Here is a 22,279-nt window from a genome sequence, read left to right as displayed (position 1 = left end):
GGTCGGCCGCAGCGCGAGCACGGTACCGCGAATAATCCGGGTCCAGCGGTGACGAGCACGCGGGCTCCGGTGCGCTGGAGCGATTCGGCGACGTGCCGCCGGGGCAGCCAACCGGGGCCACAGGAGGTCCTCGGTCACCGGTGCCTCACCGTGGTGCGCTGGCGGCCCAGGTCGATGGCGCCGTCGTCGGTGGACACCGTTGCCTCGATGACATCGCCGTCGTGCAGGTACTTCGTATTCTTGGCCTGGCTTTTGAAGAACAGCTTCCACTTCGTCGCGGGCGGCAGCAGCGAGCCGATGATCTCGACCGGTTTGGGTGGGGCGCTGATCGCCGTGCCGACGGGGGTTCCGGTGAGTAGCAGGTCACCGGCGTCCATGCGCTGGAAACCGGTCAACACGCGCAGGGTTTCCAGCGGCTGGTAGATCATGTCGGCGACGGTCATGTCCTGGCGCAGTTCGCCGTTGACCCACAACCGCAGCCGCAGATCGGTGAACCGTTTCAGCTCGTCCGCCTCCAGCAGCACCAGCGCGGGCCCGACCGGAGTGAACGTCGGATACGACTTCGCCTCGTAGAACTGGGTTTTCGGCAACTGGACGTCGCGGGCGGAGATGTCGTTGGTGACGACCAGCCCGGCGATGTAGTCGGCAACGTTCGCTTCGGTGATCTGCGAGCCGACCGGCATCTCGCGGCCGAACACCAGCCCGATCTCCACTTCGTAATCCAGCAACCGCACGTGCGGTGGCCGGATGACCTCGTCGTGCGGGCCGCTGATCGAACCGGATGTCTTGCGGAAGAACGTCAGCGGCACCGTGGCCGGGTCACCGCCGGAATCCTTCACGTGCGAGGCGAAGTTCGTCATCTGCGCCACCACCCGGCACGGCGCGGTCACCGGCGAGACCAGTGACAGGCTCTCGACCGGCACCACCTCGGCGCTCGCGGACGCCGCGCGGATCGCCTGCCGGTCGGCCAGCAGTGCCCCGGTGGTGGTGGCGGCGGTGTCGACCTTGGCGGCGCCCGCGGGTGTGGACACCCACCAGGCGTCGGAGGTACGGAGCACGGAAATACTCATGAGCTGGCTACTTTCAACAGGCCGCGCAAGCGACGGAAATCGAATTCGTTGTCCTCGCGCAGCGCCTCGACCATCGCGCGCAGCTCGCGAACGGAGTCTCGGCCCGGTTTGATGCCGAGGAAGTCTTTGCTGGCCGGCGGCCCCCACTGCGCCAGCCCGGAGGCGGTGAACGGCGCCCAGCCGGGTTCGACCGTGCAGTCGAACATGTCGCCGTCGCTGAAATGCTCGACCAGCAACCCGTCCGGATCGCGCCAGTAGTCGAAGATCTGACTGCCCTGGATATGCCTGCCGATCCCCCACGACCGGTAGTAACCGTGATCGCGCAGAAACTCCCCGCCCGCGGCCAGCGCGTCCAAGTCGGCGACTTGATAGGCCGAATGCACGTACCGGTTCACCGGCCCGAGTGCCAACGCCAATGTGTGGTGATCGGCGGGTGTCCGGCCGCGATCGCAGCGGATGAAGCTCATCGCCGGGCCGCGCCCGCGTTGGCCCGGGTAGTAGAGGAAGTCGCTGACTATCAGGCCCAGGTGCCGCAGGTACCAATCCAGCGTTTCGCGGAACCTGGTGGTCTGCACCACCACATGCCCGAGCCGCTGCACCCGCGCCGGCACGCGCGGCGGCCGCTGCGTCCGGTTCACGCGGGCCAGTTCGTGCCCGACGTTCAGCGTGTGCGGCGACTGCGCAGGAAGCGCGGGGAGTGTGTGGGTGGCGGCGACCACCCGCACCCGCAACCCGCTCGGGTCGCTCAGATCCACGGTCGATCCGCCCAAGCTCTCGGGCAAGTTCACCACCGTGCTGCTCGCGGCCCGCGCCAACCGCAGCAGGTCGGCGGTGTCGGCCGCGCGAAAGGCCGGGCCGACGAACCGCGAGCGCGCGCCCCGGCGAATCACCACACACGGCGCCCCCGGGTCCGCACCGCGTAAGTACAGCTCCTCGGCCGTGCGCAGCGAAGTCGAGAAGCCGAAAGCGTGCCCGAAGACCTCCGCGCGCTCCAGATCCGGCTTCTCGAACTCCAGCCACGCCAGATCATGCACTTTCACGATCGGATCGCGCGCCCGGCCGGGATGCTCGCCCGCCACAGCGCCGCGTTCGCTGTGCAAACCGGCGTGCGAGTCGTGCTGGTCGCCCATCGACCACTCCCTCCGTTGACTGACGATATCGTCACATACGACTCAGTATTCAGGCAAGCGACTTTGATGAATTCGTCATAACTGAGTTGCGGCGCTACCATAGTCGAGGCACCGACACGAAAGGGAGCGGGCATGACAGCGCAGACCAGGGCGGAGCCCAACCGCTTGCAGCGCCGCAAGGCCCGTACCCGCGCAGCCCTCGTGTCCGCGGCCCAGTCGTTCATCGCCACCGGGAAAGCGAACGCGCCGATCCTGGAGATCACGCAGGCCGCCGACGTCGGCATGGGGTCGTTCTACAACCACTTCCAAAGCCGCGAAGAACTTATGCAGGCCGCGGTCGAGGAGGCGCTCGACCAGCACGGCGCCGTGCTCGACCGACTCTGCGCGGACATCGACGACCCGGCCCGCGTCTTCGCGCAGAGCTTCCGGCTCACCGGCCGTATGCACCGGAGAATCCCCACCCTGAGCAAGGTGCTGCTCAACAACGGGCTGACGCTCACGGCCTCTCAGAAAGGTCTCGCACCTCGGGCTCGTCGCGATATCGAGGCTGCCGCCCGCGCGGGCCGGTTCCGGACGCACGACGCGGAACTCTCGATGACGATCGTGGCCGGGGCCGCGCTGTGCCTCGGCCAATTGCTCCACGATCACCCCGACCGGGACGACGCGGCCGCTACCGATCAGGTCACCGAGGACCTGCTACGGATGTTCGGCGTCCCCGCCGACGAGGCACGCGAGATCTGCTCGCTTCCCCTGCCTTCCCTCGACGGGGTGCCGGGCGACACCGCCTGATCGGGCACGGTGGCATCAACCGGCCGTGCTGCCCACGGTGCTCGCGGTGAACTCCTGCTCCAGTTCGGCCCCCTCGATATCGAGATCAGGGACGTAACGCCCGAACCAGCGCGGGTGGTACCACATCCGCTCACCGACCAGCGCCATCACGGCGGGCACCAAAGTCAGCCGCACCACGAAAGCGTCGAGCACGACGCCGACCGCCAGCGTGAACGCCAGTGGCTTGACGACCGGATTGTCCACCCAGGTGAAAGCCACGAAAACGGCGAACATGATCAGCGCCGCCGCGCTCACCACCCGGGCCGAATGCGCGACTCCGTTCCGCACCGACCCGTTCGCGTCCCCCGTGCGGCTGTATTCCTCCTTGATCCGGGAGACGACGAAGATCTGGTAGTCGCTGGAGAGCCCGAAGATGATCGCGAGAATGATGATCGGCAGAAAGCTCAGCGTCTGCGCCGCGGTCACATCGAAGAAGTTCGCTCCCCAACCCCATTGGAACACCGCGACTTGGACGCCGAGGGCCGCGAAGACCGACAGGATGAAGCCGACGATCGAGGACAACGGCACCAGCACGGTGCGGAAGGCGATCGTCAGGAGCACCAGCGCCAGGCCCACCACGACCAGCAGGAAGATCGGCAGCGCCTCGGCCAGCCGGGCGGAGGTGTCGATATTCGCGGCCGTCGTACCGCCGATCAGAAAGGTGGCCCCGGTGATCGCCTCGAGGCGGTCGCGGTTGTCGCGCAGCCGAGTGACCAGTTCCGCCGTCGCTTCGTCGTCCGGCCCGGTCTTGGGCACGACCTGGATGAGCACCAAACCATTCCCGCTGCCCGCCGGCTGCACCGCGGCGACGTCGGGTTCGGCGCGCAGCCGGTCTATCAGGGTCTGCGCGGCGTCCGGTCCGGTGGCCCGGGACAGATCGGTCACCATCAACAGGGGGCCGTTGAAGCCGGGACCGAACGAGCGGCTGACCAGGTCGTAGGCTTTATGAGCGGTGCTCGACTCCGGTTGCGACTCCCCACTGGGCAACCCGAGCTGTATCCGCGTCGCCGGGACCGCCAAGACGACCAGCGCCGCGATGCCGAGTACGAGCAGCGGCACCCGGTAGCGCGTGACGAACTTGCCCCAAGTGTGCCCCATCGTGCGCTCCGGCTCGTATGCCGCGATCCGCGCCACCTCTTCCGGGCGTCCCGGATGCAGCGGTGGCGAGATGAAGCGGGCCACCGTGCCACCGGCGAATCCGAGCAGCGCGGGCAGCAGGGTCAGGGCAACCAGCATCGCCACCAGCACGGCGCCCGCCGCGGTCAGACCCATGACCGTCAGGAACGGAATACCGGCCACCGCCAGACCACACAGCGCGATGATCACGGTCACCGCGGCGAACACGACCGAGCTTCCCGCCGTGCCGACCGCCAGCGGTATCGACTCCTCCGCGGGCAGACCCAGCACGATGTTGTGCCGGTGCCGGGACAGGATGAACAGCGCGTAGTCGATCCCGCACGACAATCCCAGCATCAATGCCAGTGAGGTCGCTGCCGCGGGCACGTCGACGAACGCGGCCATGCCGAGGATTCCGGTCAGACCGATCGCCACGCCGACCAACGCCGTGACGATGGGCAGCCCCGCGGCCACCACCGCTCCGAACGTGATCAGCAGGATGACGAACGCCGCGGCGATACCGAGGAGCTCTGGTGTTTCGGGCACTTCGGCGGTGAAGCCGGGGTAGACGGCTCCGGAGAACTCCACGTCGAGACCTGCCTCGCGCGCTGGTACGGCGACGCGGTCGACCTCGTCCAACGTCTCCTCGGTGACCTCCCCGACCGGGACCGAGAACTGCACACTGCCCAGCGCGACCCGCTGATCGGGTGCGATCGTCTGAGCCTCGAACGGGTCGACCACCGTGGCAACCTGGGGCAACCCGCGCAAACCCGCCAGGACCTGCTGGATTCGTTCGCTCGGTTGCGGGTCGGTCACCTTCGCCAGGCCGGGAGTGGCTAAGACCACCTGCATCTGAGCGCCGCTGTAGGCGGGCATCCGCTGCTTCAGCAGCGAAACCGCATCCTGCGATTCGGTGTTCGGAATGGTGAAGTTGTCGGTGGTCTTGCCACCGCTCGCCGCGGCGAACGCAATCGCGCAGGCGAGCAGCAGCAGCCACACGGCCAGCACCCACCAGCGCAGCCGAGTGACCTGACGGCCGAGGGCGAACAGATACCGAGACATGCGGGTCCTCTCATCGAGCAACCAACGACACCTCGAGAAACCGGATCATGACGCTGCGACCACCATAGGTGGCGATCCCCGCCCGCACAGCCGACATCGCCGGAACGCGGCCCCTCGCCCGGCGCCGCATCCAGCCGTTTTGACCATGTCAACGGCGAGAAGGTACCGTTTTCGAGGCGTCTGTACACGCAAGCCGTGACGAACGGTGCCGGGGCCTTAGCTCAATTGGCAGAGCACTGCCTTTGCAAGGCAGGGGTTAGGGGTTCGATTCCCCTAGGCTCCACAAACGTAAAGGCGAGTGCTTCTCAGAAGCACTCGCCTTTCTGTTTTCCTGAAGTTCCTGCTCCGAAGCGGAATCGGCGGCTCCGGCCAGGAGACCAGCCGAGAACGAATCGTTGCGGTCCGCCAAGGGCTCTGAGCGCCGGATCGAAGAGAATTCGAATGGTCGATGACCACATCAGTGAGAATGGGTGGGCCTAGGAGGACTTGAACCTCCGAGCCCCCGCCCGCCGAAAGTGCTGGTCATGACCCCGAAATGCCAGGTCAGCAGGAAGTTCTGACGTACATCTCGCGACGTTTGGGTACGTTTCAGTATGCAAATCTACACGTCTCTGGTGACACCGTCACCAGGCGTTTCAGCGCGTCCGCCAGCGGCGCTGGTGACACCGTCACCAGCCGGACGTCGAGTCCCGTTCCGTAGCGGTGTGGCAAGCCCGCCGACACCACCGTGGCGCTAGGCCGATACGCCCGCGGTCGGGAATCGCTAGCTGTGGCCGGGCTGGATGTTGGTGACGCCGCCCCGAAGGCGTGAGGCGGGTGGCTGGCCGCCTGCGCCACTGTGCGGCCGATGGTAGGTGTCGTGGATGTTCCACCGACCTTCTTGAGCCCAGGTGCACCATGTGGGCGGTCCAGAGGGCGGTGATCTTCCCGGGTTTGGAGTTGTTCTCCCCGCTGGGTCGATGAACTTGCGCTGGCCGAGTCCCAGCCGGTCAGGTGTCGGCTGACGGTTCGTCGGTTGATCACGTACCCAATGTGGGTCGTTGATTCGTTGGGCGGGCCACTTGTGCTCGCGACGCCAGGACCCAATCTTCTTGACGCCCCATCTGGGTGTCGTATTCGGGCTGTAGTGGGGCACCGAGGATCGGTCTTGCAGACCTGCGTTGCCACGGCGTCGCGATCGGTTGCCCACTTCGAAGCGCATACCCGAGGGATACCGATCTTTGCGGCTACATGCGCGATGGGTTGCTCCTGACAACGGGAACCAAGCGGCGCCGCCCTTCGATGCTCAGGGGCGCGTTGTGGTGCGTCATCCGTTGATGTTCCTGTGTTCTGGCGGGGTCGGCGGCATCCAGGCCAAGGCACCGGCGGTCGCTCGCAGGATCAGCGGCGTCGGTATGAGGCCGACGACAGCGTTGCGTAGCCCTGCCGCGATCGGATGAGCCCATTGGCCGATCTTGCCGACCTGCGCCGAGGTCCGAACCATCTTTTGCGTTCGGCGACGACGTGCGAAGTCGTAATGCGCGAGAGCGGGCTCCAGTTCATCAGGAACTTCCGCGAGTGCTGCGGTGAGGGTCGTGGCGTCTTCCAGTGCGAGGGCGGCGCCTTGGCCGAGGTCCGGGGTGATGGCGTGCGCAGCATCCCCGATCAGCACGGCTCGGCCGCGCACGTAGCTGGGCAGTTCGTCCGCCAGATAGTAGATGTCGTGGGTCAGAGCCGTATCGGGGTCGGTGGCATCGAGCAGTCGCTCGACTGGGTCATGCCACCCGGCAAACAACCTCTTGAGGGCGTCGAAATCGCCCTGTGCGGACGGCGCTTTTCCCGCTTGCAGGGAGGCAGTAGCGAACCAGTAGATGCGACCATCTGTCAGCGGCACGATCCCGAAGCGTTGGCCGCGGCCCCAACTCTCGGTCACCGCGTGGGGCGCGTTGATTCCATCTACCGCGTCGGAATCTACGACCCCACGCCAGGTCACGTACCCCGCATAGGTTGCGCCTGGATGTTCTGAAAAAAGCATTCCCCGCGTCACGCTGTTGATGCCGTCAGCGCCAACTATCAGATCGGCGCGAAACTCGGTTACGCCGGTGTTGGTCGCGGCAGTAGCCACGGCGCCGGATGAGTGCATGTGAAGATCCGTGAGACGGTGACCGGTGTGCAGGTCGGTGTCATGGACGGCGTCGAGGAGAATGGCGTGCAGAGCGCTGCGGTGCAGTGCGTAGGCCGGGACTCCGTATCGGTCACGCAACTCACTCGCCCGGCTGCGAACCAGCCATCGGCCGGTATGGGTCCGTATTCCCACCGATCCGTGGGCATCCGCCAGTGAACGGAGTCGGTCCTCCAGGCCCAGACTGGCCAATGCTTTAACGGCGTTGGGCTCGAGCGTGATTCCGGCGCCCACCACAAAGAACTGCGGCGCCTGCTCCAACAGTGTTATGCGCCAACCCGCACGGCTGAGCCCTCCCGCCACAGCAAGCCCGCTAATACCCCCTCCGACGACGATTGCTGACCGAGCCACGACAACTCCTTCACTAATTCGTACATATATGTCCGAGTTATAGCTTCACCATACCTTAACTCATACAGCGCTGTACGAGATAGACTTGGCGCGATGAGTGAGGCAGATACACAAGGGCGACAAGGGGCCGACGCGCAGCGCAGCATCGCGGTGATCCTCGATGCTGCTGATGCGTGCCTGGTCGCCGATCCGGACACCAGCCTGAGCCGGACCGCTCGTTAGGCCGGGGTCGGTCGAGCCACCGTCTAAGGTCACTTCTCGTCCCGCGCCCACAACCACATCACGGGCACCATCCTCGACGTCTATGCCCCACCCAGCGCGCCGACATCCAACTCACAGCACCAAACACTGACCGCTCCGCATGCGTCCGCCGCTCCGGCAGGCCGGGCCAAGCCGGGCCGCTCCGGACGCCACCCGTCAACAACGTCCCGCCCCCGCAACAGCCAGCAGGAGAACCCGCACTCGACACCGGAAATGCAGCACAGTCGCCCTCGGAGGCCAGCGGGCATCGGCTGGGCTTCCTGTGGCCGGGCTCAAGGTCTACCCGATCTGCCGGGTTCACACAGGCATGACCTCGCGTGTGCCGGGTCTTGGACCCGGCACACGCGACTTACTCAATCGACTATTGCGTAAATGATCGAGTCGGTCGGCCTAAGCTTGGCGCCTGCGTGCGAGAGCTCCCACACCTGCGCCAGCGCCCAGAAGCCCGAGCAGTAGGCCCGCTCCACCCAGCCAACGGGCTACCGGATCGCCACTGTCGTCATGATCCGGTTCGCTGAGAGCAGTCTGCTCGGTGCCATGCGCATGTTCGTCTTCACCCGCAGCCAGCGACAATACGGGAAGTGGGTACTCGGGTTCAGGCGCGCCGTCGGGGGCGGGCTGCTCCCATGTCTCGATCTTTCCGTCGCTGTAGGTCTGTATTGCCCGGAAAGCCACCTTGTCCTGTTTCGGGAGCGGTCCGCCGTACAGGAAGAACCTTTCAAATTGACCAGGCCCCACGCCGACGCCCGGATTGGCAGTCCAGGTCACTGATGTAGCCTTTTTTGCCAGATCCCGCTCGACGAGTGCAGTCCAACCTGCCATCGGCTCGGTGCGTGCGGTCTTGAGGCCCGGCAGCTCTACCTTCAGGCTGATCGTGCTCGCGTGATCGGACTCGTTGGATATGCGGAACGAAATGATCGAGGTGGAGCCCTGTTTCGCGGTGGGTGCCTCCACATCGAGATGAGCGGAGGCCGCGCCTCCGGCCAGGACGGTCGCGGCAGTAGCGACACCGGTGGCGAGGAGGAGTCGCCGGAGAGCTGTATGCATGTGGTTGTGGCCTTACTGTTCGGTGGGGAATGGGGATCGTCGCGTGCACCGCTGGGGGCCCTCGACGCGCCTTTCCGGTTCGACGGTCCACTCCGCGGCTGCACCGTGAAGGTTGTCTCGCCGGTGACAGCGATGCGTCCAGATTTCGACGCTCATCCGCTCGGGCTGCATCGACCCGCAGCTCTGCCGTATTTCCCCTTGAAGCGCGTGGCTGCCGCGCCGCAGCAAGGGCCGTGGGCGTATCTCTGGAGCGGTGCCACTGCACCTTATCCATGCTTGTCGCTTCCTGTATCGAGACCGCCGCACAAACAACGGCGAAGAGGTGAGCGGGCAGCGAATATCAGCCGACGGGACAGTCGCCGGCTTGGCGCTGACCGATCAGCGGCGAGCGATACAGAACTGCGTGAGAATTTCACGCCCACCTGCAGCGGGCAGACGCGCTACCGGCGGACCGCGCACACCACCGTTGGCCGAGCACAAGGCGGTCGGGACAGCCACGAGCACTGCCAGCATCAAGGTCGACAATTGTATCCGCAACATGCCGGCGGCCGCGGCGGGCAACGTTTCCTTGACGATGCAGTGGACAAGATGCGATCCGCAGTCATCGTGGAAAACGTCGATTACCTCGTGGTCGAGGGTCACCGACGCACTGTGTACGGCATGCGCCGGAGCGGAAGTCGACGTCGGATGCGGATGAGCGTGCTCGCCGAGCAGCGCACAATCGATGACCGGCGCTATCAGCAACACCGCCAACAGCAGTGTCGCGATGTTGCGACCATTCCACAGTCGGACGATGCGGTTCACAGTGAGCCGACCAAAACCACGGATTTCGTAGCGACGGCGATACGCGCGATCCGTGCGGTGGGCTGGCAGATCGAGATACCTTGCTCTGGAAACGACATACCCGAGCCATGCCTGCCCCCGATGGCGATGCAAGCTATCAGCATCGTCGCGCGTCCCCCTCGGAGTCATCGGCGAAGCGTCCTGTTCCCGGTGCCGGCTGCGGGCGACTCTCAGCGGTCGTTACCAAGGCGACGGCACGGTTGACGTCATCCCCGAACGATCGTTCTGTACGCAGACAGTGCCAATGTGTGAGGGGTCTTGTCAATCGCGGGACGAGACAGTCGAGGTACCGATCCGATCTGCGCTGCAAGCGGCCACCATTCGCGCCGATCTTCCACACGAGCAGCACCAGAACTCAGTCGACGTGGGGCGCTGAATGCACCGGGATGTCTGTAAGAACCAGCATTGAGTCCCCGACCTTCCTGCGCGTTTGTGCCGCCTTGCCGTGGCTATTCGCCATAGGCAGGAGGTCGAAGAGGCACGGCTCCAGGCCGGCCCCGCTCGCTACTGAAAGGGGACGATCCGCGATGACCACGGTTAAGGACATGCTCGCCACTTACCCGGCTGACCTCGGCAACGTCGATCGGGAGAAGCTCACCAAGTGCATCGAGGAGTGCATAACCTGCGCACAGGCGTGTACAGCCTGCGCGGACGCCTGCCTGTCTGAGGGTATGGTTGGCGAACTCACCAAGTGCATCCGCACCGATATGGACTGCGCAGACATCTGCAACACGACCGCGTCCGTCCTGTCCCGTCACACCGGCTACGACGCCAACGTCACCCGGGCGATCTTGAAGGCATGTGCCACCGCCTGCACCGCCTGCCGCACCGAATGCTCTGCGCACGCCGAGACTCACGAGCACTGCCGGGTGTGCGCCGAAGCATGCCGCCGCTGCGAACAAGCCTGCAACGACCTCATTCAGGCTCTCGGCTGAACCGCCACCTCCGCTGGACCTTCGGCACGCTCGGATTCCGATGCAGCGCCAGGTCACGAGCAGTGCTGGCACCGGCGATTTCGCACCCGCTGACCGAACTCGGACACCAAGCGGCTTGGTGCACCCATGTCCGAACAAACGGCTCATGCCGATCGCTCGCCAAAGCCTTCGTGCCGAGCCTGTCGGATCGAAACTGCCTTTGGCTACGCGGGGGCGATAGTATGTTGATGATCTGTTGAACAGCGTTCTCGGCCGAAAACGATTCAACAGAGAAGCTTGTAGCAGCCGGTTTTGCGACTGCGACCGTACAGGTCAATGTGGACGCCGGAGAACTCATGAGCGTAGCGGTCTGTTTTCTGATCTATAGTCTGGTCGTCTCAGTTCTCCTGCCGCCGGTGTTGCTCCGGTCGGCGCGTGACGGTCACAATCCTCGTTCGGGCCTGATCGCCTGGCTCGCCGTCATTGGGTCGGTGCTGCTGTCGTGGGCGGCCGCGATTGTTTTCGTCGTCATTGATGTGGTCCGGGATCTCCTCGCCGATCAGCATCTGAACCTCGGCCGCTGCTTCACTCAACTCCACGACGCCGCGACCGGAGTGTACGGATGGGCGATGCAGATCGGCCTGCTGAGTCTGATCGCATGCGCGAGCGCCGCGGCCTTGGTGATGATGTGGCGGCTGGCCCGTTCGCTGGTGCGGGCACGGTCGGTGACCCACCGTCACGCGGAGGCTGCGCGAATGGTCGGCCGCCGCCATGACCTCCATGACGCGGTAGTTCTGGATCGCCCCGAGCCTGCGGCCTATTCGGTTGCGGGGAACCCCCCATACCATTGTGCTCACCCAGGGAATCGTGGCCGCGCTCGACGACGAACACCTGGCCGCAGTCATGGCCCATGAGCGTGCTCACCTGACGGGTCGGCATCATGTACTGCTCGCGCTGACCAGGGCCCTGGCCGGTGTGTTCCCACGCATCGACTTGTTCGTCACCGGCGCCGCCCAGGTCGCACGGCTGGTCGAGATGGCGGCCGATGACATCGCTGCTGAACTACACGGACGGCAGAGGGTCCGTGAAGCTCTGCTCGCCCTTGCCGACACCGGCGCTGCCAGCCCTTTCGAAGCGACAGAGGTGGGTCTCGTCGACCGAATCCGCCGCCTGTCGCCCCTGCCAACTCCGACACCTCCCCAGGCCGGTGGCTTCGCCTCCTCGTTGGCGATCGGGGTGGTTCTCGCCGGTCCACTCGCAGCAACCCTTGCCGCCGCAGGCGGCATCGGAGTGTGCACCCTCGGTGGCTGAGCCACCACACGCAGCGCCGGTCTCACCGCTTGAACGGACGGCTGACGCAATCAGAGCCCGCGGCAGTTCCTGATCGTCGCGCGAAGGCCAGGAGCGTGACGGCGACCAGGTCCAGACCGAGCGCATGAATACGATTTGCGCCTCCCTGTGTCAGGGGGGTTCCCGGCCGGTGATGGCATGTCTCATCGCCGGCCAGAATGACCGCATCAGCCCGCGCACCCGCAACTTGCACACTTCGAGCCAGGTACCGCCTGGCTCAGTATCAATCTACTGACTTACTCAGTAATATGGAGATGTTCCGAAAGCCGTCGAATTCAAACGATTCGGAAGGGGTTCGTCGGACATGACAATCAAGAATTCCGCAGGCAAGTCGCGCTGGGGCCGGGCACGAATCGCCCTTTTCGCGGTATTGACCCTGAGTCCCGCCGTCGCGATCATGGCACCCGCTACTGCTGAGCCCGCGCCGTACCCCGCCCAGATCCAGACCGTAGCCCACAAGCACGGTGGCCACGGAACCGGCGGCCAAGGAACCGCTGGCCACGGAACCGGCGGCCACGGCGGCCACACGCACGGACACGGGCAGGGCACTGGATATTGTGGGCACGGGGAGCCGCACAGCGCTGGATATTGTGCGCAGCCCCACCATGGGCCTTGGTGACGAGGCCAGGCTGGCAGTTTGGGCTCATCTCGTTCTCGCCACCACCCGGTAGTGCTTTCTGGACGAGAGGCGCAGTCGCGGGTTGAACCAGTCATGCGATGCACTAGCTGTAGTCCGCAAAGGTGTCGGATGACGGGGCGAGTTCATCGGCGTCGCAGCCGACACGACAACGGTTATCGTCGATGCGGTGAAGCCATGCGGGCACTACTCGGCGAGAGTCGGTACGTGAGACCGCCGGTGTGCAGGTCTCGCAACCTCCTCGCCACCGTGTGGACTCGGCCCGCACGAATGCGCTGACGCTCGACGAGCCTCGCCCTCGCGTCCTTCTACACATGGCCGGGCGATATGGTCGCCGGTGTTCAATGGCCGAGCCGTCTGAGCATCGTCCGCAGTGGGCCTATCCCAGCCCAACAAGCGCCGACAGCACGAGAGCCGGCCGCCGCGCATCACCCGCGCATGGCTCGCTGTCGCATCGGCACGCTGCACCCCACGGTGCTACTAGCGGACTACGTAGGTTCCAAACAGGCCCGAGCAGCAGATGTGCACACACTCGACGCGCTTTGAGGGCTGTCGACTCCGCAGCGAACAATGACTCGCGGACCCCTCCGCCACCTCGCGTCAAATTGTGTTTTTCAATATAGAGCGTCATCAATAGGACATCCTGTATTGCAAATCGGAAGTGACAGCGTTGGCACCCACAAGGAAGGTCCTCCGTGGGCTGCCGCGTTCTCGAACGATGCTTTTCGACGCGAGTATCGACGGCGCGAAGGTGGCGAGCCGACTGCGCGTCTGCCATCGGCGAAGTAGGGCGACCTTGACCGGACTGGGAGCGGCATCGTGATGGAAACGAACATCGACAGCTTGACCGTGCCCGGTGCCCGGCTGAGGTACGAGACGTGCGGTAACGGCCCGCTTATGATCGTGATCCCTGGCGCCACCGGTGTGGGCGCTGGTTTCCGGGTGACAGCGACGCACCTCGCGAGGCGGTACACGGTTCTGCTGTATGACCGCCGCGGCTTCTCCCGCAGTGAATTGACCCGGGAGCAGAACTACCACCGACGGCTCGAGACCGATGCCGAGGACGTCCGACGACTCATCGAGCACATCGATATCGGCCCCGCGACCGTCTTCGGCACCAGCTCTGGCGCGTTGATCGCTCTCGCTGCCCTCGCCTGCTCTCCGCGCGTCATCGATACGCTGATTGCCTTCGAGCCACCGGCCATGCGATTGCTAGCCGACGGGCAACGCTGGCTGGATTTCTTTTCCGACCTCTATCAGCTCTACCGGCGCTTCGGCCCGCAGGAGGCCCTGCGCGAGTTCCGCGAGGTCACCTTCGCCGAGTCCGATCGTGGTGCGATGGCATACGCCCCCCGAAACGACGCCGATGCCGTTTACTGGTTCGAGCATGAGCTGCGCCAATACCCGGCAACCGAACTCGACCTGAATTCGCTGGTCGAGCGAGCTGACCGAATCGTCCCGGCGATAGGACGAGACTCGATCGGCTACCCGGCCGCGAGCGCAACCATCGAGCTGGCGAGGAGACTGACTCGTACCGTACTCGAGTTACCGGGCGGCCATATCGGCCATCTCACCCGAACGCCCGACTTCGCCGCCTGCCTCCTACGGTTCCTGCTGGACCCACAAGCGCAAACACGACGAACCTGATGACGGCTGGTACCACCAAAGTCTCCCCCGCGCCCGCCGATCGTCGGGAATGTCGGTGGGATCGAAACTGATCAGAGCACTACGTGGCACCTCATCCGCTCGGCGTCGCGCAGGCACAAGCAGTCGTCGGCCGACTTCCGACTTCAAGGCCACCGCTGACCGAGCGGTGACTGTTGAATGCCCCTCGCAGCATTGCAGCGATACTTCACACTGCGGTGGGTTTCGGTCAGTTCTGCCCGAGGATGTCTTTCATCTGATCGATCTCGATTTGCTGAGACGACACCACAGCGGCGGCGATTCCCTTCGTGTCGGCATTGGTGCCATCGGCCTGTTCGGTCTTTGCCATCTCGATAGCGCCACTGTGGTGATCGATCATCATGGTCAACCACATCCGGTCGAACTCCGCCCCGGTCATGGTTTTCAGCTCGGCCATCTGTTCCTGCGACATCATTCCCGGCATGTCATGTCCCATGGGCGCGGCGGATGGAGCCGACTTGCCGAACTGTTGCAGCAGTGAGCTGATCTGCTCCATTTCCGGTCCCTGCGCGGCTTTGATACGCGCGGCCAGGTCGAGCACCCGCGGGTCCTGCGAGCGAGCCAGCGCCAGATCGGCCATCTCCACTGCCTGGGCGTGGTGCGGGTACATCATCTCGAGGAAGGTCACGTCGGCGTCGTTGAAGTCGCTGCGTGCCCCGCCACTCGGAGCCGCGCTCGGGTGCGTCATCCCTGGCATAGTGGACGGCATTCCATCCGAGTTGTCGCCATTGCCGCATCCAGCCAAGGTAAACGCTGCAACGGTCAGCGCAACGAACCCGGATCCGAGCGTCGTGGAACGTGCGTGCATGGCGAGACTCCTTGGATGTCGACCAACGATGCGGCCTCGATGGACATGGCGGATACAGGAGCGCTCCCCCGCCTCAGCAGCACGGTCGTGCGCGTGAAGGACCTGACCGAACGCGCCGAGGCGGAGGTGCAGCCTCATTACTGCGGCGACATACCCGCAGGGCGTCTCGGTATGCACGCGGCTCACAGTTCGACCTTGGCGAAAGCCAGGAAGCCCGCTCACGTCAGCGGCTATCGCCGGAACAACCGACAGCATGGCGCGCCGGTGATGTCCGTGACCTTCGTCAACGAGTCATTGGCCGAGGGCTCAGTAGGCGCCGGATACTGGCAGACCCGCAGAGCCACGCGATATCGAGCGCTGCTGGAAACCCCTCGCACCGCCCGGCTCCGGTGAGTACAGCACCGTCTCCAAATCCGCGACGCGCAACCCCAGCACCTCACCGATCAGCACCTATGCTTCGGCGACCAACACCGCCGCACTCACCGCCTCGAGCAATGCCAGCACGATCCCACGGGCCACCGACACACCCCGACCAGGGTAAACGCTGCCAAGCCCGACTTTGCGCGTCACTGGACGCCAGATGCCGAACAGCACCCAATTGCGCCATATACCCTAGGGGGGTATTATTGGGTTGGCCGCTACGGCGGCTCGAGAGAAAGGAAGCGTCATGAGCACCACGACAGTCACCGTTACCGGCATGACGTGCGGCCACTGCGTGTCGTCGGTCCGCGAAGAGGTCGGCAGGATCCCAGGCGTCACGGATGTGAAGGTGGATCTGGCCAGCGGTCGAGTCGATATAGACAGCGACACCCCGATCCAACGCGACGCCATCGCCGCGGCAGTCGATGAGGCCGGCTATCAGCTCGCCGAATGAACGGCCGAGTGCACGCGATGGCTCGATGAACGCATCCGGTGATTTCGCCGGTTTCGTCGTCGGCTTCGCCGCAGGCTTCGGTATCGCTTTCGCCGGCGCTGCGACGTTCGGCCCGCACCCCTGAAGGCGTTTCGGCCTCCAGCCCACCAGTCCGTGTCCGCCGAGTACCGCGAGCGCGGGCATTTGAGCGCTCGATCGCGCAGAACGCAGAGAATCTTGGAGCACAGATGACCACCGCAATGCAACCACCACAGACCGGCCAGGTCGAATTGGTGATCGGCGGCATGACCTGCGCGTCGTGCGCCAACCGCATCGAGAAGAAACTGAACAAACTCGATGGTGTCATCGCTACGGTGAACTACGCCACCGAGAAGGCTCGCGTCGACTACACCGGCGAGATCAGCACCGAAGACCTCATCGCTACCGTCGAGCAAGCTGGCTACAGTGCCGCCCTGCCTGCCCCACCGTCTTCTGTTAGGGATGAATCGGACGCTGAAGCGGCCGAGGCGGATCCGACTGTTTTGCTGCGGCAGCGGTTGCTGGTGTCGCTGGTATTGACGGTGCCGGTGATCGCGATGGCGATGGTGCCGGCGCTGCAGTTCACGAACTGGCAGTGGCTGTCGCTGACGCTGGCAGCGCCGGTGGTGGTGTGGGGTGCGTGGCCGTTCCACAAGGCCGCGTGGGCGAACCTGCGCCACGCCACCGCGACCATGGACACGCTGATCTCGATCGGCACCCTGGCCGCGTTCGGCTGGTCGCTGTACGCGCTGTTCTGGGGCACCGCGGGGATGGCCGGCATGCGGCATCCCTTCGAGTTGACCATCGCCCGCGTGGACGGCACCGGCAACATCTACCTCGAGGCCGCCGCAGGCGTCACCACGTTCATCCTCGCCGGGCGCTTTTTCGAGGCCCGCTCCAAGCGGCGCGCAGGCGCTGCCCTGCGGGCACTGCTCGAGCTCGGCGCCAAAGAGGTCTCGGTACTGCGTGGCGGGACCGAGCAGCGCATCTCGGTGGAGCAGCTGACTGTGGGTGATCTGTTCGTGGTGCGGCCCGGGGAGAAAATCGCCACCGACGGCGTCGTGGTCGAGGGTTCCTCGGCCGTCGACGCCTCGATGATCACCGGCGAATCGGTGCCGGTCGAGATCACGGTCGACGATGCTGTCGTCGGTGCCACGATCAACGTCGGTGGGCGTATCGTCGTGCGCGCCACCCGGATCGGATCCGATACCCAGCTGGCCCAGATGGCGAAACTGGTGGAGGACGCACAGACCGGGAAGGCGGCCGCGCAGCGGCTGGCCGACAGAATCTCCGGTGTATTCGTGCCGATCGTGATCACGCTGTCGGTCGCGACGCTCGGATTCTGGCTCGGCACCGGCGGTTCTGTCGCAGCTGCCTTCACTGCTGCGGTCGCGGTGCTGATCATCGCCTGCCCGTGCGCGCTGGGTCTGGCAACCCCGACCGCGCTCATGGTCGGCACCGGTCGTGGGGCACAGCTGGGGATTCTGATCAAGGGGCCGGAAGTGCTGGAATCTACGCGCGCGATCGACACCGTCCTATTGGACAAGACCGGCACCGTCACCACCGGCAAGATGACGTTGCTCGACGTGATCGCCGCTGACGGGGAAGACGCCACCATGATCCTGGAACTGGCCGGAGCGCTGGAGGATTCCTCCGAGCACCCGATCGCTCAGGCGATCGCCAAAGGCGCCCGGGAGAAGGTGGGCCAGCTGAAGCCGGTCGACGAGTTCGCCAATCTGGAAGGTCTCGGTGTGCAGGGTGTGGTAGACGGCCATGCCGTCACCGTCGGGCGCCGCCAACTGCTGGCGGACTGGGCTCAGCACCCCGACGCCGATCTGGAACGGGCCATGCACACCGCCGAGAGCGACGGAAAGACCGCGGTCGCCGTCGGCTGGGACGGCAAGGCGCGGGGCGTGCTCGTGGTCGCCGACGCGGTGAAACCGACCTCGCGAGAGGCGATCGCGCAGCTGAAAGCACTGGGATTGACGCCGGTCATGCTGACCGGCGACAACGCGGCGGCGGCGCGATCGATCGGCGACGAAGTCGGCATCGACGAGGTGATCGCCGAGGTCTTGCCCCAGGGCAAGGTCGAAGTCGTCAAGCGGCTGCAGGACGAAGGCAAGGTCGTGGCAATGGTCGGCGATGGCGTCAACGACGCCGCCGCACTCGCCCAGGCCGACCTTGGCCTATCCATGGGCACCGGCACCGATGTCGCCATCGAGGCCAGTGACCTGACCCTGGTGCGCGGCGACCTTCGGGCGGCAGCCGATGCCATCCGGTTGTCCCGCAAGACGCTCGGCACCATCAAGAGCAACCTATTCTGGGCCTTCGCCTACAACGTCGCCGCGATTCCACTGGCGATGGCGGGCCTGCTGAACCCGATGCTGGCCGGTGCCGCCATGGCCTTCTCATCGGTGTTCGTTGTCAGCAACAGCCTGCGGCTGCGAAAGTTCCGTTCCACCGCCCTCTGACATCACATCCTGTACGGGGCGGCCCCCGTAGGTGCCGCCCCATCCTGGTAAAAGGACCCGTCAATGCCGATATTCGATACCGCGCTGCGCGTGGCGAGACATCCTGTCACCCGAGCTATTGCCCGCTGCGCCGCTTCCTGCGCCGTCGCAGCGGCCCAGCGGACCCAGCGAAGTCCGCACCCCGCGTCGACACCGACCTACACTCGCCGCAGCCGATCTCACAAGTAACCGGTGTGGTGGCGGACCAACTCTGCCCACAATCGCGACGGTGAGCTCGCAGTCACCGCTGCCAGGTGGCTGCAGAATCTCACAATCCTCTCCCTTATACCCTCCGGCGGTATTTTGAAGGAAGACAGCGCAGACAGGAGAATTGATGTTGCCCAAACCGCTCCCGCATTCTGAGCCGATGTCTCGGCGCGGATTCCTCGCTGTCGGTGCCGCTGCTGCGGCCTCCCTACTCGCCGCATGTTCGAGTGATTCCCCCGCATCGCACACCGTTATCGGGCCGGATTCCGACGCCGTCCGTGCCGCCGAGAACCGCCGCAGGGCTGCGTCCGCACCGGTTCGTGACGTCATGTTGCGCGCCGAGCCTTCGACCGTCGATTTGGGTGGAGTTCAGGTGCAGACCTGGACCTACGGCGGCAAACTTCCAGGCCAAGAGATTCGAATCGCCCGCGGTGAGGTCTTGCGAGCCGACTTCACCAATACGCTGCCGCACCCGTCGACTATTCACTGGCATGGTGTGGCGCTGCGCGGCGACATGGACGGGGTGCCGGACCTCACTCAGTCCGCAGTCACGCCAGGCGGAGCCTTCCGCTACGAGTTCACAGTTCCCGACGCCGGGACTTACTGGTTTCATCCGCACGTGGGGGTGCAGCTCGATCGCGGCTTGTACGCGCCGCTGATCGTTGAAGATCCCGCTGATGGCAGTGACTACGACGTGGAAGCTGTGATCGTACTGGATGACTGGCTCGACGGCGTCGAGGGTCGTGATCCGGACAAGCAGCTCGAGCAGCTGCGGGCCAAGGGCATGCATGAGATGGACAGGGGGCCGATAACCGATGGCGGCACGGGTGGGCATGGCGGTCACGGATCGGGCGCGGCAGATCCGAAAGCGCCGCTGGGTGCCGATGCCGGTGATGTCACCTACCCGCATTACCTGATCAACGGACGCCTCAGCAGCGATCCGGTGACCTTCACTGCGCGCCCCGGCCAGCGGATGCGGCTGCGCATCATCAACGCTGCCGCTGACACCGCCTTCCGGGTCGCCGTCGCCGGACATCAGCTGAAGGTGACCCACAGCGATGGGTTCCCTGTGTACCCTGCCACGACGTCGAGCTTGCTGATCAGCATGGGAGAGCGCTATGACGCCGTCGTCGAACTGAAGGAAGGCGTGTTTCCGCTGATAGCTGCGGCCGAGGGCAAGCAGGGGCGGAGCCTGGCATTGATCCGCACCGGCAGCGGGGACTCGCCGTCGGCTGATGTCCGGGTTCGCGAGCTGGACGAGATGCCATTGACAGCCACCCGCCTGCGCGCCGATGAGTCCGTACTACTCGCGCCGCGGGCACCGGACACGGTGCTGGATGTGTCTTTAGGTGCGGACGACAAAAGCTACCTATGGACCATCAACGGCAAGACCTTCGATGAGCACGCCATGCTCGACGTCCGCGAAGGCCAGCGAGTCCGGTTGCGGTTCATCAATACGACGATGATGTTTCATCCGATGCATCTGCATGGTCACACCTTTCAACTGGTCGACGGCAACAGCACCGGCGCCCGCAAGGACACCACCATCGTGTTGCCCAACCAGACTCTCGAGGTCGACTTCGACGCAGTCAACCCCGGGCAATGGATGCTGCACTGCCACAACGCTTATCACGGCGAAGCCGGGATGATGAGCGTGCTGTCCTACGTCCGCTGACACCGCTTTGTCCGGCACGCGCATGGTTCAGGTCGAACTGCGGGCAGGCGGTACACCAACTATCCGCTCATCCCGAGACGATGTCCCGCTGTGCAGAGCAAACCCATTGGAGCCGCTGGGGGATGGTTGAAAGATCGATGCAGGCCCTCCGGTCACAGCAGCTGCTGGTGAACGAATCCCGCCAGCAGCACGGCGAACCCACCGATCTCTCCCCCGATCAGCGCGACCATGAACGCTCTCGTGCCGCGAACAGGTTGACGGATCTGGTTATCGGTGTCGCGACGCCAACCGTGATAGACGTACGTTGCGATCGCCGCGACGAAGAACGCGACTGTGGTGCCCGCCGCGACCAGATTCGCGATCGTCGGCCACCCACTCAACTCGACGAAGACCGCGATCAGCAATGTCGCGAACGCATATAGGAGTGCGGCCCGGTGAGCGGTGTCCACGTAGGGATGAGCCACACCTTGTTCCGAGCCGACCATTTGCCGGTATTTCCATACGCCGAGCACCAGTGCGGCCAAGAAAATCAGCCCGCCCCACAACAGCACCACCGTGGTGTCGATTCCCAGCGCAGGTCCGTCACTCATGATCGGCCGCCAGGAATGGCTTCAGCAGCGCATACGCCTGTTCGGGACAGTCGTCGTGGAGTGAATGCCCGCCGCCGGGGACGACATGTGCCTGCAGATGCGGTATCCGAGAGGTGAACCGTTCGAGCAGGCTCGGCGGGAAGTAGCGGTCTTGGTCACCCCACAGTACTTGGGTGGGTGCCTGCACCAGCTGCAGGTCACGTTCAGTGTCGGTCCACCGGACCGCCCTTTCGACCGCGAGCATGTCGCGCAGTCTGGCCGCCCGCCCGAGTTGTGCACGCATCATCTGCACGTATTCGCGAACTCTGTTCTCTGGCACGCGATCACGGTGGGTAAAGGACTTGCGCAGCATGTGCCGCACCGATGCGGTGGTCATCAAGTGAACGACGAGTTCGCCGAGTACGGGAAGCCTCGCAAGCCGAAACTCCCACACATCGGTGACGTCCAATCCTGCGGGTGCAATCAAGGCGAGCCTGCTCACCCGGTCGGGGTGCAGTTCGGCGAACCGCAATGCGAAGCCACCGCCCCACGAATGCCCGAGGATGGCTATCGAGGTCACGCCGACTGCATCGAGAAAGCCTGCAATGGAGTGGACTATCGCGTCGGCGTCGTACTCGAACGAACGGTCGATAACCTCCGTGCGCCCCTGGCCGGGCGGGTCCAGCGCGTAGACGGTGTGATGCCGAGCCACTGCGCCGATCAGCGCCTCGAAGGTGAGCTTCCATCCCCCGCTGCCCGGGAGAAATAGCACCGCGGGACCGCTGCCTGCTCGTGCATAGTGAAACCGCGCTACCGCAGTATCCACGAAACCCTCGATCACCGTCGACGTGAACATGCCATCACCGCTCGACACACCCGCCCCGCCACCCGGCCGCCCCGCTGCGAGATCGCTCTGCATCATCTAGCACTCCTCCTAAGTTGCACTCAACTGTTCGAATTAGCCACCTCCGATGCTACTTCAACTTGAACTACTGTGTTCGACTTAAGGTCAACCCGTTCGTACGGAGCAACGGCGCCGGTCAAGACTCTCGAGCCCGGCTGCGACGTCGGCCGTGGATCACGCCCCAGCGGTTCCCCGAAACGGCCCCGCACGACGGTGCCGAAAGAGCCCAGTGAAGTGTGCAGCTCGCCGAGCTCGAGGCAT

Annotated in this window: 19 protein-coding genes and 1 tRNA gene; 11 read left to right on the top strand and 9 right to left on the bottom strand. The window is 64.9% G+C overall.

The window, feature by feature from the left end:
• Positions 1-134: 134 nt before the first annotated feature.
• Both LTT66_RS12830 and LTT66_RS12825 read right to left on the bottom strand, forming a co-directional pair.
• Positions 135-1,070 carry a fumarylacetoacetate hydrolase family protein gene (locus LTT66_RS12830; RefSeq protein WP_195101037.1) on the bottom strand — a complete coding sequence of 312 codons (936 nt, stop codon included), beginning with the start codon at positions 1,068-1,070 and terminating at the stop codon, positions 135-137.
• Positions 1,067-2,200: a VOC family protein gene (locus LTT66_RS12825; protein ID WP_233062406.1), complete on the bottom strand. Its 1,134-nt coding sequence runs from the start codon at positions 2,198-2,200 to the stop codon at positions 1,067-1,069. Before LTT66_RS12825 ends, LTT66_RS12830 begins: the two co-directional genes overlap by 4 nt.
• Before the next feature lie 132 nt (positions 2,201-2,332).
• Here LTT66_RS12825 and LTT66_RS12820 point away from each other — a divergent pair, with 132 nt between their 5' ends.
• Positions 2,333-2,989 carry a TetR/AcrR family transcriptional regulator gene (locus LTT66_RS12820; RefSeq protein ID WP_233067124.1) on the top strand — a complete coding sequence of 219 codons (657 nt, stop codon included), beginning with the start codon at positions 2,333-2,335 and terminating at the stop codon, positions 2,987-2,989.
• Between the two features lie 15 nt (positions 2,990-3,004).
• Here the strand turns inward: LTT66_RS12820 and LTT66_RS12815 are convergent, their stop codons facing one another.
• Positions 3,005-5,206, bottom strand: a complete 2,202-nt coding sequence (locus LTT66_RS12815) for an MMPL family transporter (protein WP_233067122.1) — start codon at positions 5,204-5,206, stop codon at positions 3,005-3,007.
• Between the two features lie 210 nt (positions 5,207-5,416).
• On the opposite strand from LTT66_RS12815, the gene LTT66_RS12810 reads away from it, so the two are divergent.
• Positions 5,417-5,489: transfer RNA gene (locus LTT66_RS12810), tRNA-Ala, on the top strand.
• Between the two features lie 1,023 nt (positions 5,490-6,512).
• Here the strand turns inward: LTT66_RS12810 and LTT66_RS12805 are convergent.
• Positions 6,513-7,670: an FAD-dependent monooxygenase gene (locus tag LTT66_RS12805; protein WP_233069202.1), complete on the bottom strand. Its 1,158-nt coding sequence runs from the start codon at positions 7,668-7,670 to the stop codon at positions 6,513-6,515.
• A 141-nt stretch (positions 7,671-7,811) separates the two neighbouring features.
• On the opposite strand from LTT66_RS12805, the gene LTT66_RS37080 reads away from it, so the two are divergent.
• Positions 7,812-7,940: a hypothetical protein gene (locus LTT66_RS37080; protein ID WP_269822007.1), complete on the top strand. Its 129-nt coding sequence runs from the start codon at positions 7,812-7,814 to the stop codon at positions 7,938-7,940.
• A gap of 429 nt (positions 7,941-8,369) precedes the next feature.
• On the opposite strand, the gene LTT66_RS12800 is transcribed toward LTT66_RS37080, so the two are convergent.
• Positions 8,370-9,026, bottom strand: coding sequence for a YcnI family copper-binding membrane protein (locus LTT66_RS12800; protein WP_233067120.1), 657 nt, complete (start codon positions 9,024-9,026; stop codon positions 8,370-8,372).
• A gap of 378 nt (positions 9,027-9,404) precedes the next feature.
• Entirely contained in the window at positions 9,405-9,998 is a 594-nt protein-coding gene (gene lpqS / locus LTT66_RS12795) for a putative copper homeostasis (lipo)protein LpqS (protein WP_233067117.1), read from the bottom strand.
• A gap of 398 nt (positions 9,999-10,396) precedes the next feature.
• On the opposite strand from lpqS, the gene LTT66_RS12790 reads away from it, so the two are divergent.
• The 4 genes from LTT66_RS12790 to LTT66_RS12775 all read left to right on the top strand — a co-directional run bounded on the left by LTT66_RS12790 (position 10,397) and on the right by LTT66_RS12775 (position 14,417).
• Complete coding sequence (locus tag LTT66_RS12790) at positions 10,397-10,804, top strand: four-helix bundle copper-binding protein (protein ID WP_233067114.1); 408 nt, start codon at positions 10,397-10,399, stop codon at positions 10,802-10,804.
• A 335-nt stretch (positions 10,805-11,139) separates the two neighbouring features.
• Positions 11,140-11,697 (top strand): hypothetical protein, encoded by a 558-nt coding sequence (locus tag LTT66_RS12785; RefSeq protein WP_233067112.1) that lies wholly within the window; start codon positions 11,140-11,142, stop codon positions 11,695-11,697.
• Positions 11,651-12,094 carry a M48 family metalloprotease gene (locus tag LTT66_RS12780; RefSeq protein ID WP_233067109.1) on the top strand — a complete coding sequence of 148 codons (444 nt, stop codon included), beginning with the start codon at positions 11,651-11,653 and terminating at the stop codon, positions 12,092-12,094. The genes LTT66_RS12785 and LTT66_RS12780 overlap by 47 nt, the downstream gene beginning before the upstream one ends.
• 1,498 nt (positions 12,095-13,592) lie before the next feature.
• Positions 13,593-14,417, top strand: a complete 825-nt coding sequence (locus LTT66_RS12775) for an alpha/beta fold hydrolase (protein ID WP_233067107.1) — start codon at positions 13,593-13,595, stop codon at positions 14,415-14,417.
• Between the two features lie 226 nt (positions 14,418-14,643).
• Here LTT66_RS12775 and LTT66_RS12770 read toward each other — a convergent pair whose 3' ends face one another.
• Positions 14,644-15,261, bottom strand: coding sequence for a DUF305 domain-containing protein (locus LTT66_RS12770; protein WP_233067105.1), 618 nt, complete (start codon positions 15,259-15,261; stop codon positions 14,644-14,646).
• A 15-nt stretch (positions 15,262-15,276) separates the two neighbouring features.
• On the opposite strand from LTT66_RS12770, the gene LTT66_RS12765 reads away from it, so the two are divergent.
• The 4 genes from LTT66_RS12765 to LTT66_RS12750 all read left to right on the top strand — a co-directional run bounded on the left by LTT66_RS12765 (position 15,277) and on the right by LTT66_RS12750 (position 20,545).
• A complete protein-coding gene (locus LTT66_RS12765) occupies positions 15,277-15,654 on the top strand; it encodes a hypothetical protein (RefSeq protein WP_233067103.1) in 378 nt (125 codons plus the stop codon).
• Between the two features lie 274 nt (positions 15,655-15,928).
• The gene (locus LTT66_RS12760; RefSeq protein ID WP_233067101.1) at positions 15,929-16,135 is read left to right on the top strand and encodes a heavy-metal-associated domain-containing protein; all 207 of its coding nucleotides are present in this window, start codon (positions 15,929-15,931) and stop codon (positions 16,133-16,135) included.
• Between the two features lie 227 nt (positions 16,136-16,362).
• Complete coding sequence (locus LTT66_RS12755; protein ID WP_233067098.1) at positions 16,363-18,624, top strand: heavy metal translocating P-type ATPase; 2,262 nt, start codon at positions 16,363-16,365, stop codon at positions 18,622-18,624.
• A gap of 373 nt (positions 18,625-18,997) precedes the next feature.
• A complete protein-coding gene (locus tag LTT66_RS12750; RefSeq protein ID WP_408638785.1) occupies positions 18,998-20,545 on the top strand; it encodes a multicopper oxidase family protein in 1,548 nt (515 codons plus the stop codon).
• A 152-nt stretch (positions 20,546-20,697) separates the two neighbouring features.
• Here the strand turns inward: LTT66_RS12750 and LTT66_RS12745 are convergent, their stop codons facing one another.
• Positions 20,698-21,135 (bottom strand): hypothetical protein, encoded by a 438-nt coding sequence (locus tag LTT66_RS12745; protein ID WP_233067096.1) that lies wholly within the window; start codon positions 21,133-21,135, stop codon positions 20,698-20,700.
• The gene (locus tag LTT66_RS12740; protein WP_233067093.1) at positions 21,128-22,036 is read right to left on the bottom strand and encodes an alpha/beta fold hydrolase; all 909 of its coding nucleotides are present in this window, start codon (positions 22,034-22,036) and stop codon (positions 21,128-21,130) included. The genes LTT66_RS12745 and LTT66_RS12740 overlap by 8 nt, the downstream gene beginning before the upstream one ends.
• Positions 22,037-22,279 lie beyond the last annotated feature (243 nt).

The sequence above is a fragment of the Nocardia gipuzkoensis genome (assembly GCF_021183645.1).
Classification (GTDB): Bacteria; Actinomycetota; Actinomycetes; order Mycobacteriales; family Mycobacteriaceae; genus Nocardia; species Nocardia abscessus.
The sequence above is the reverse complement of the archived record's forward strand: the minus strand, read 5'-3'. Positions and strand labels throughout refer to the sequence as shown.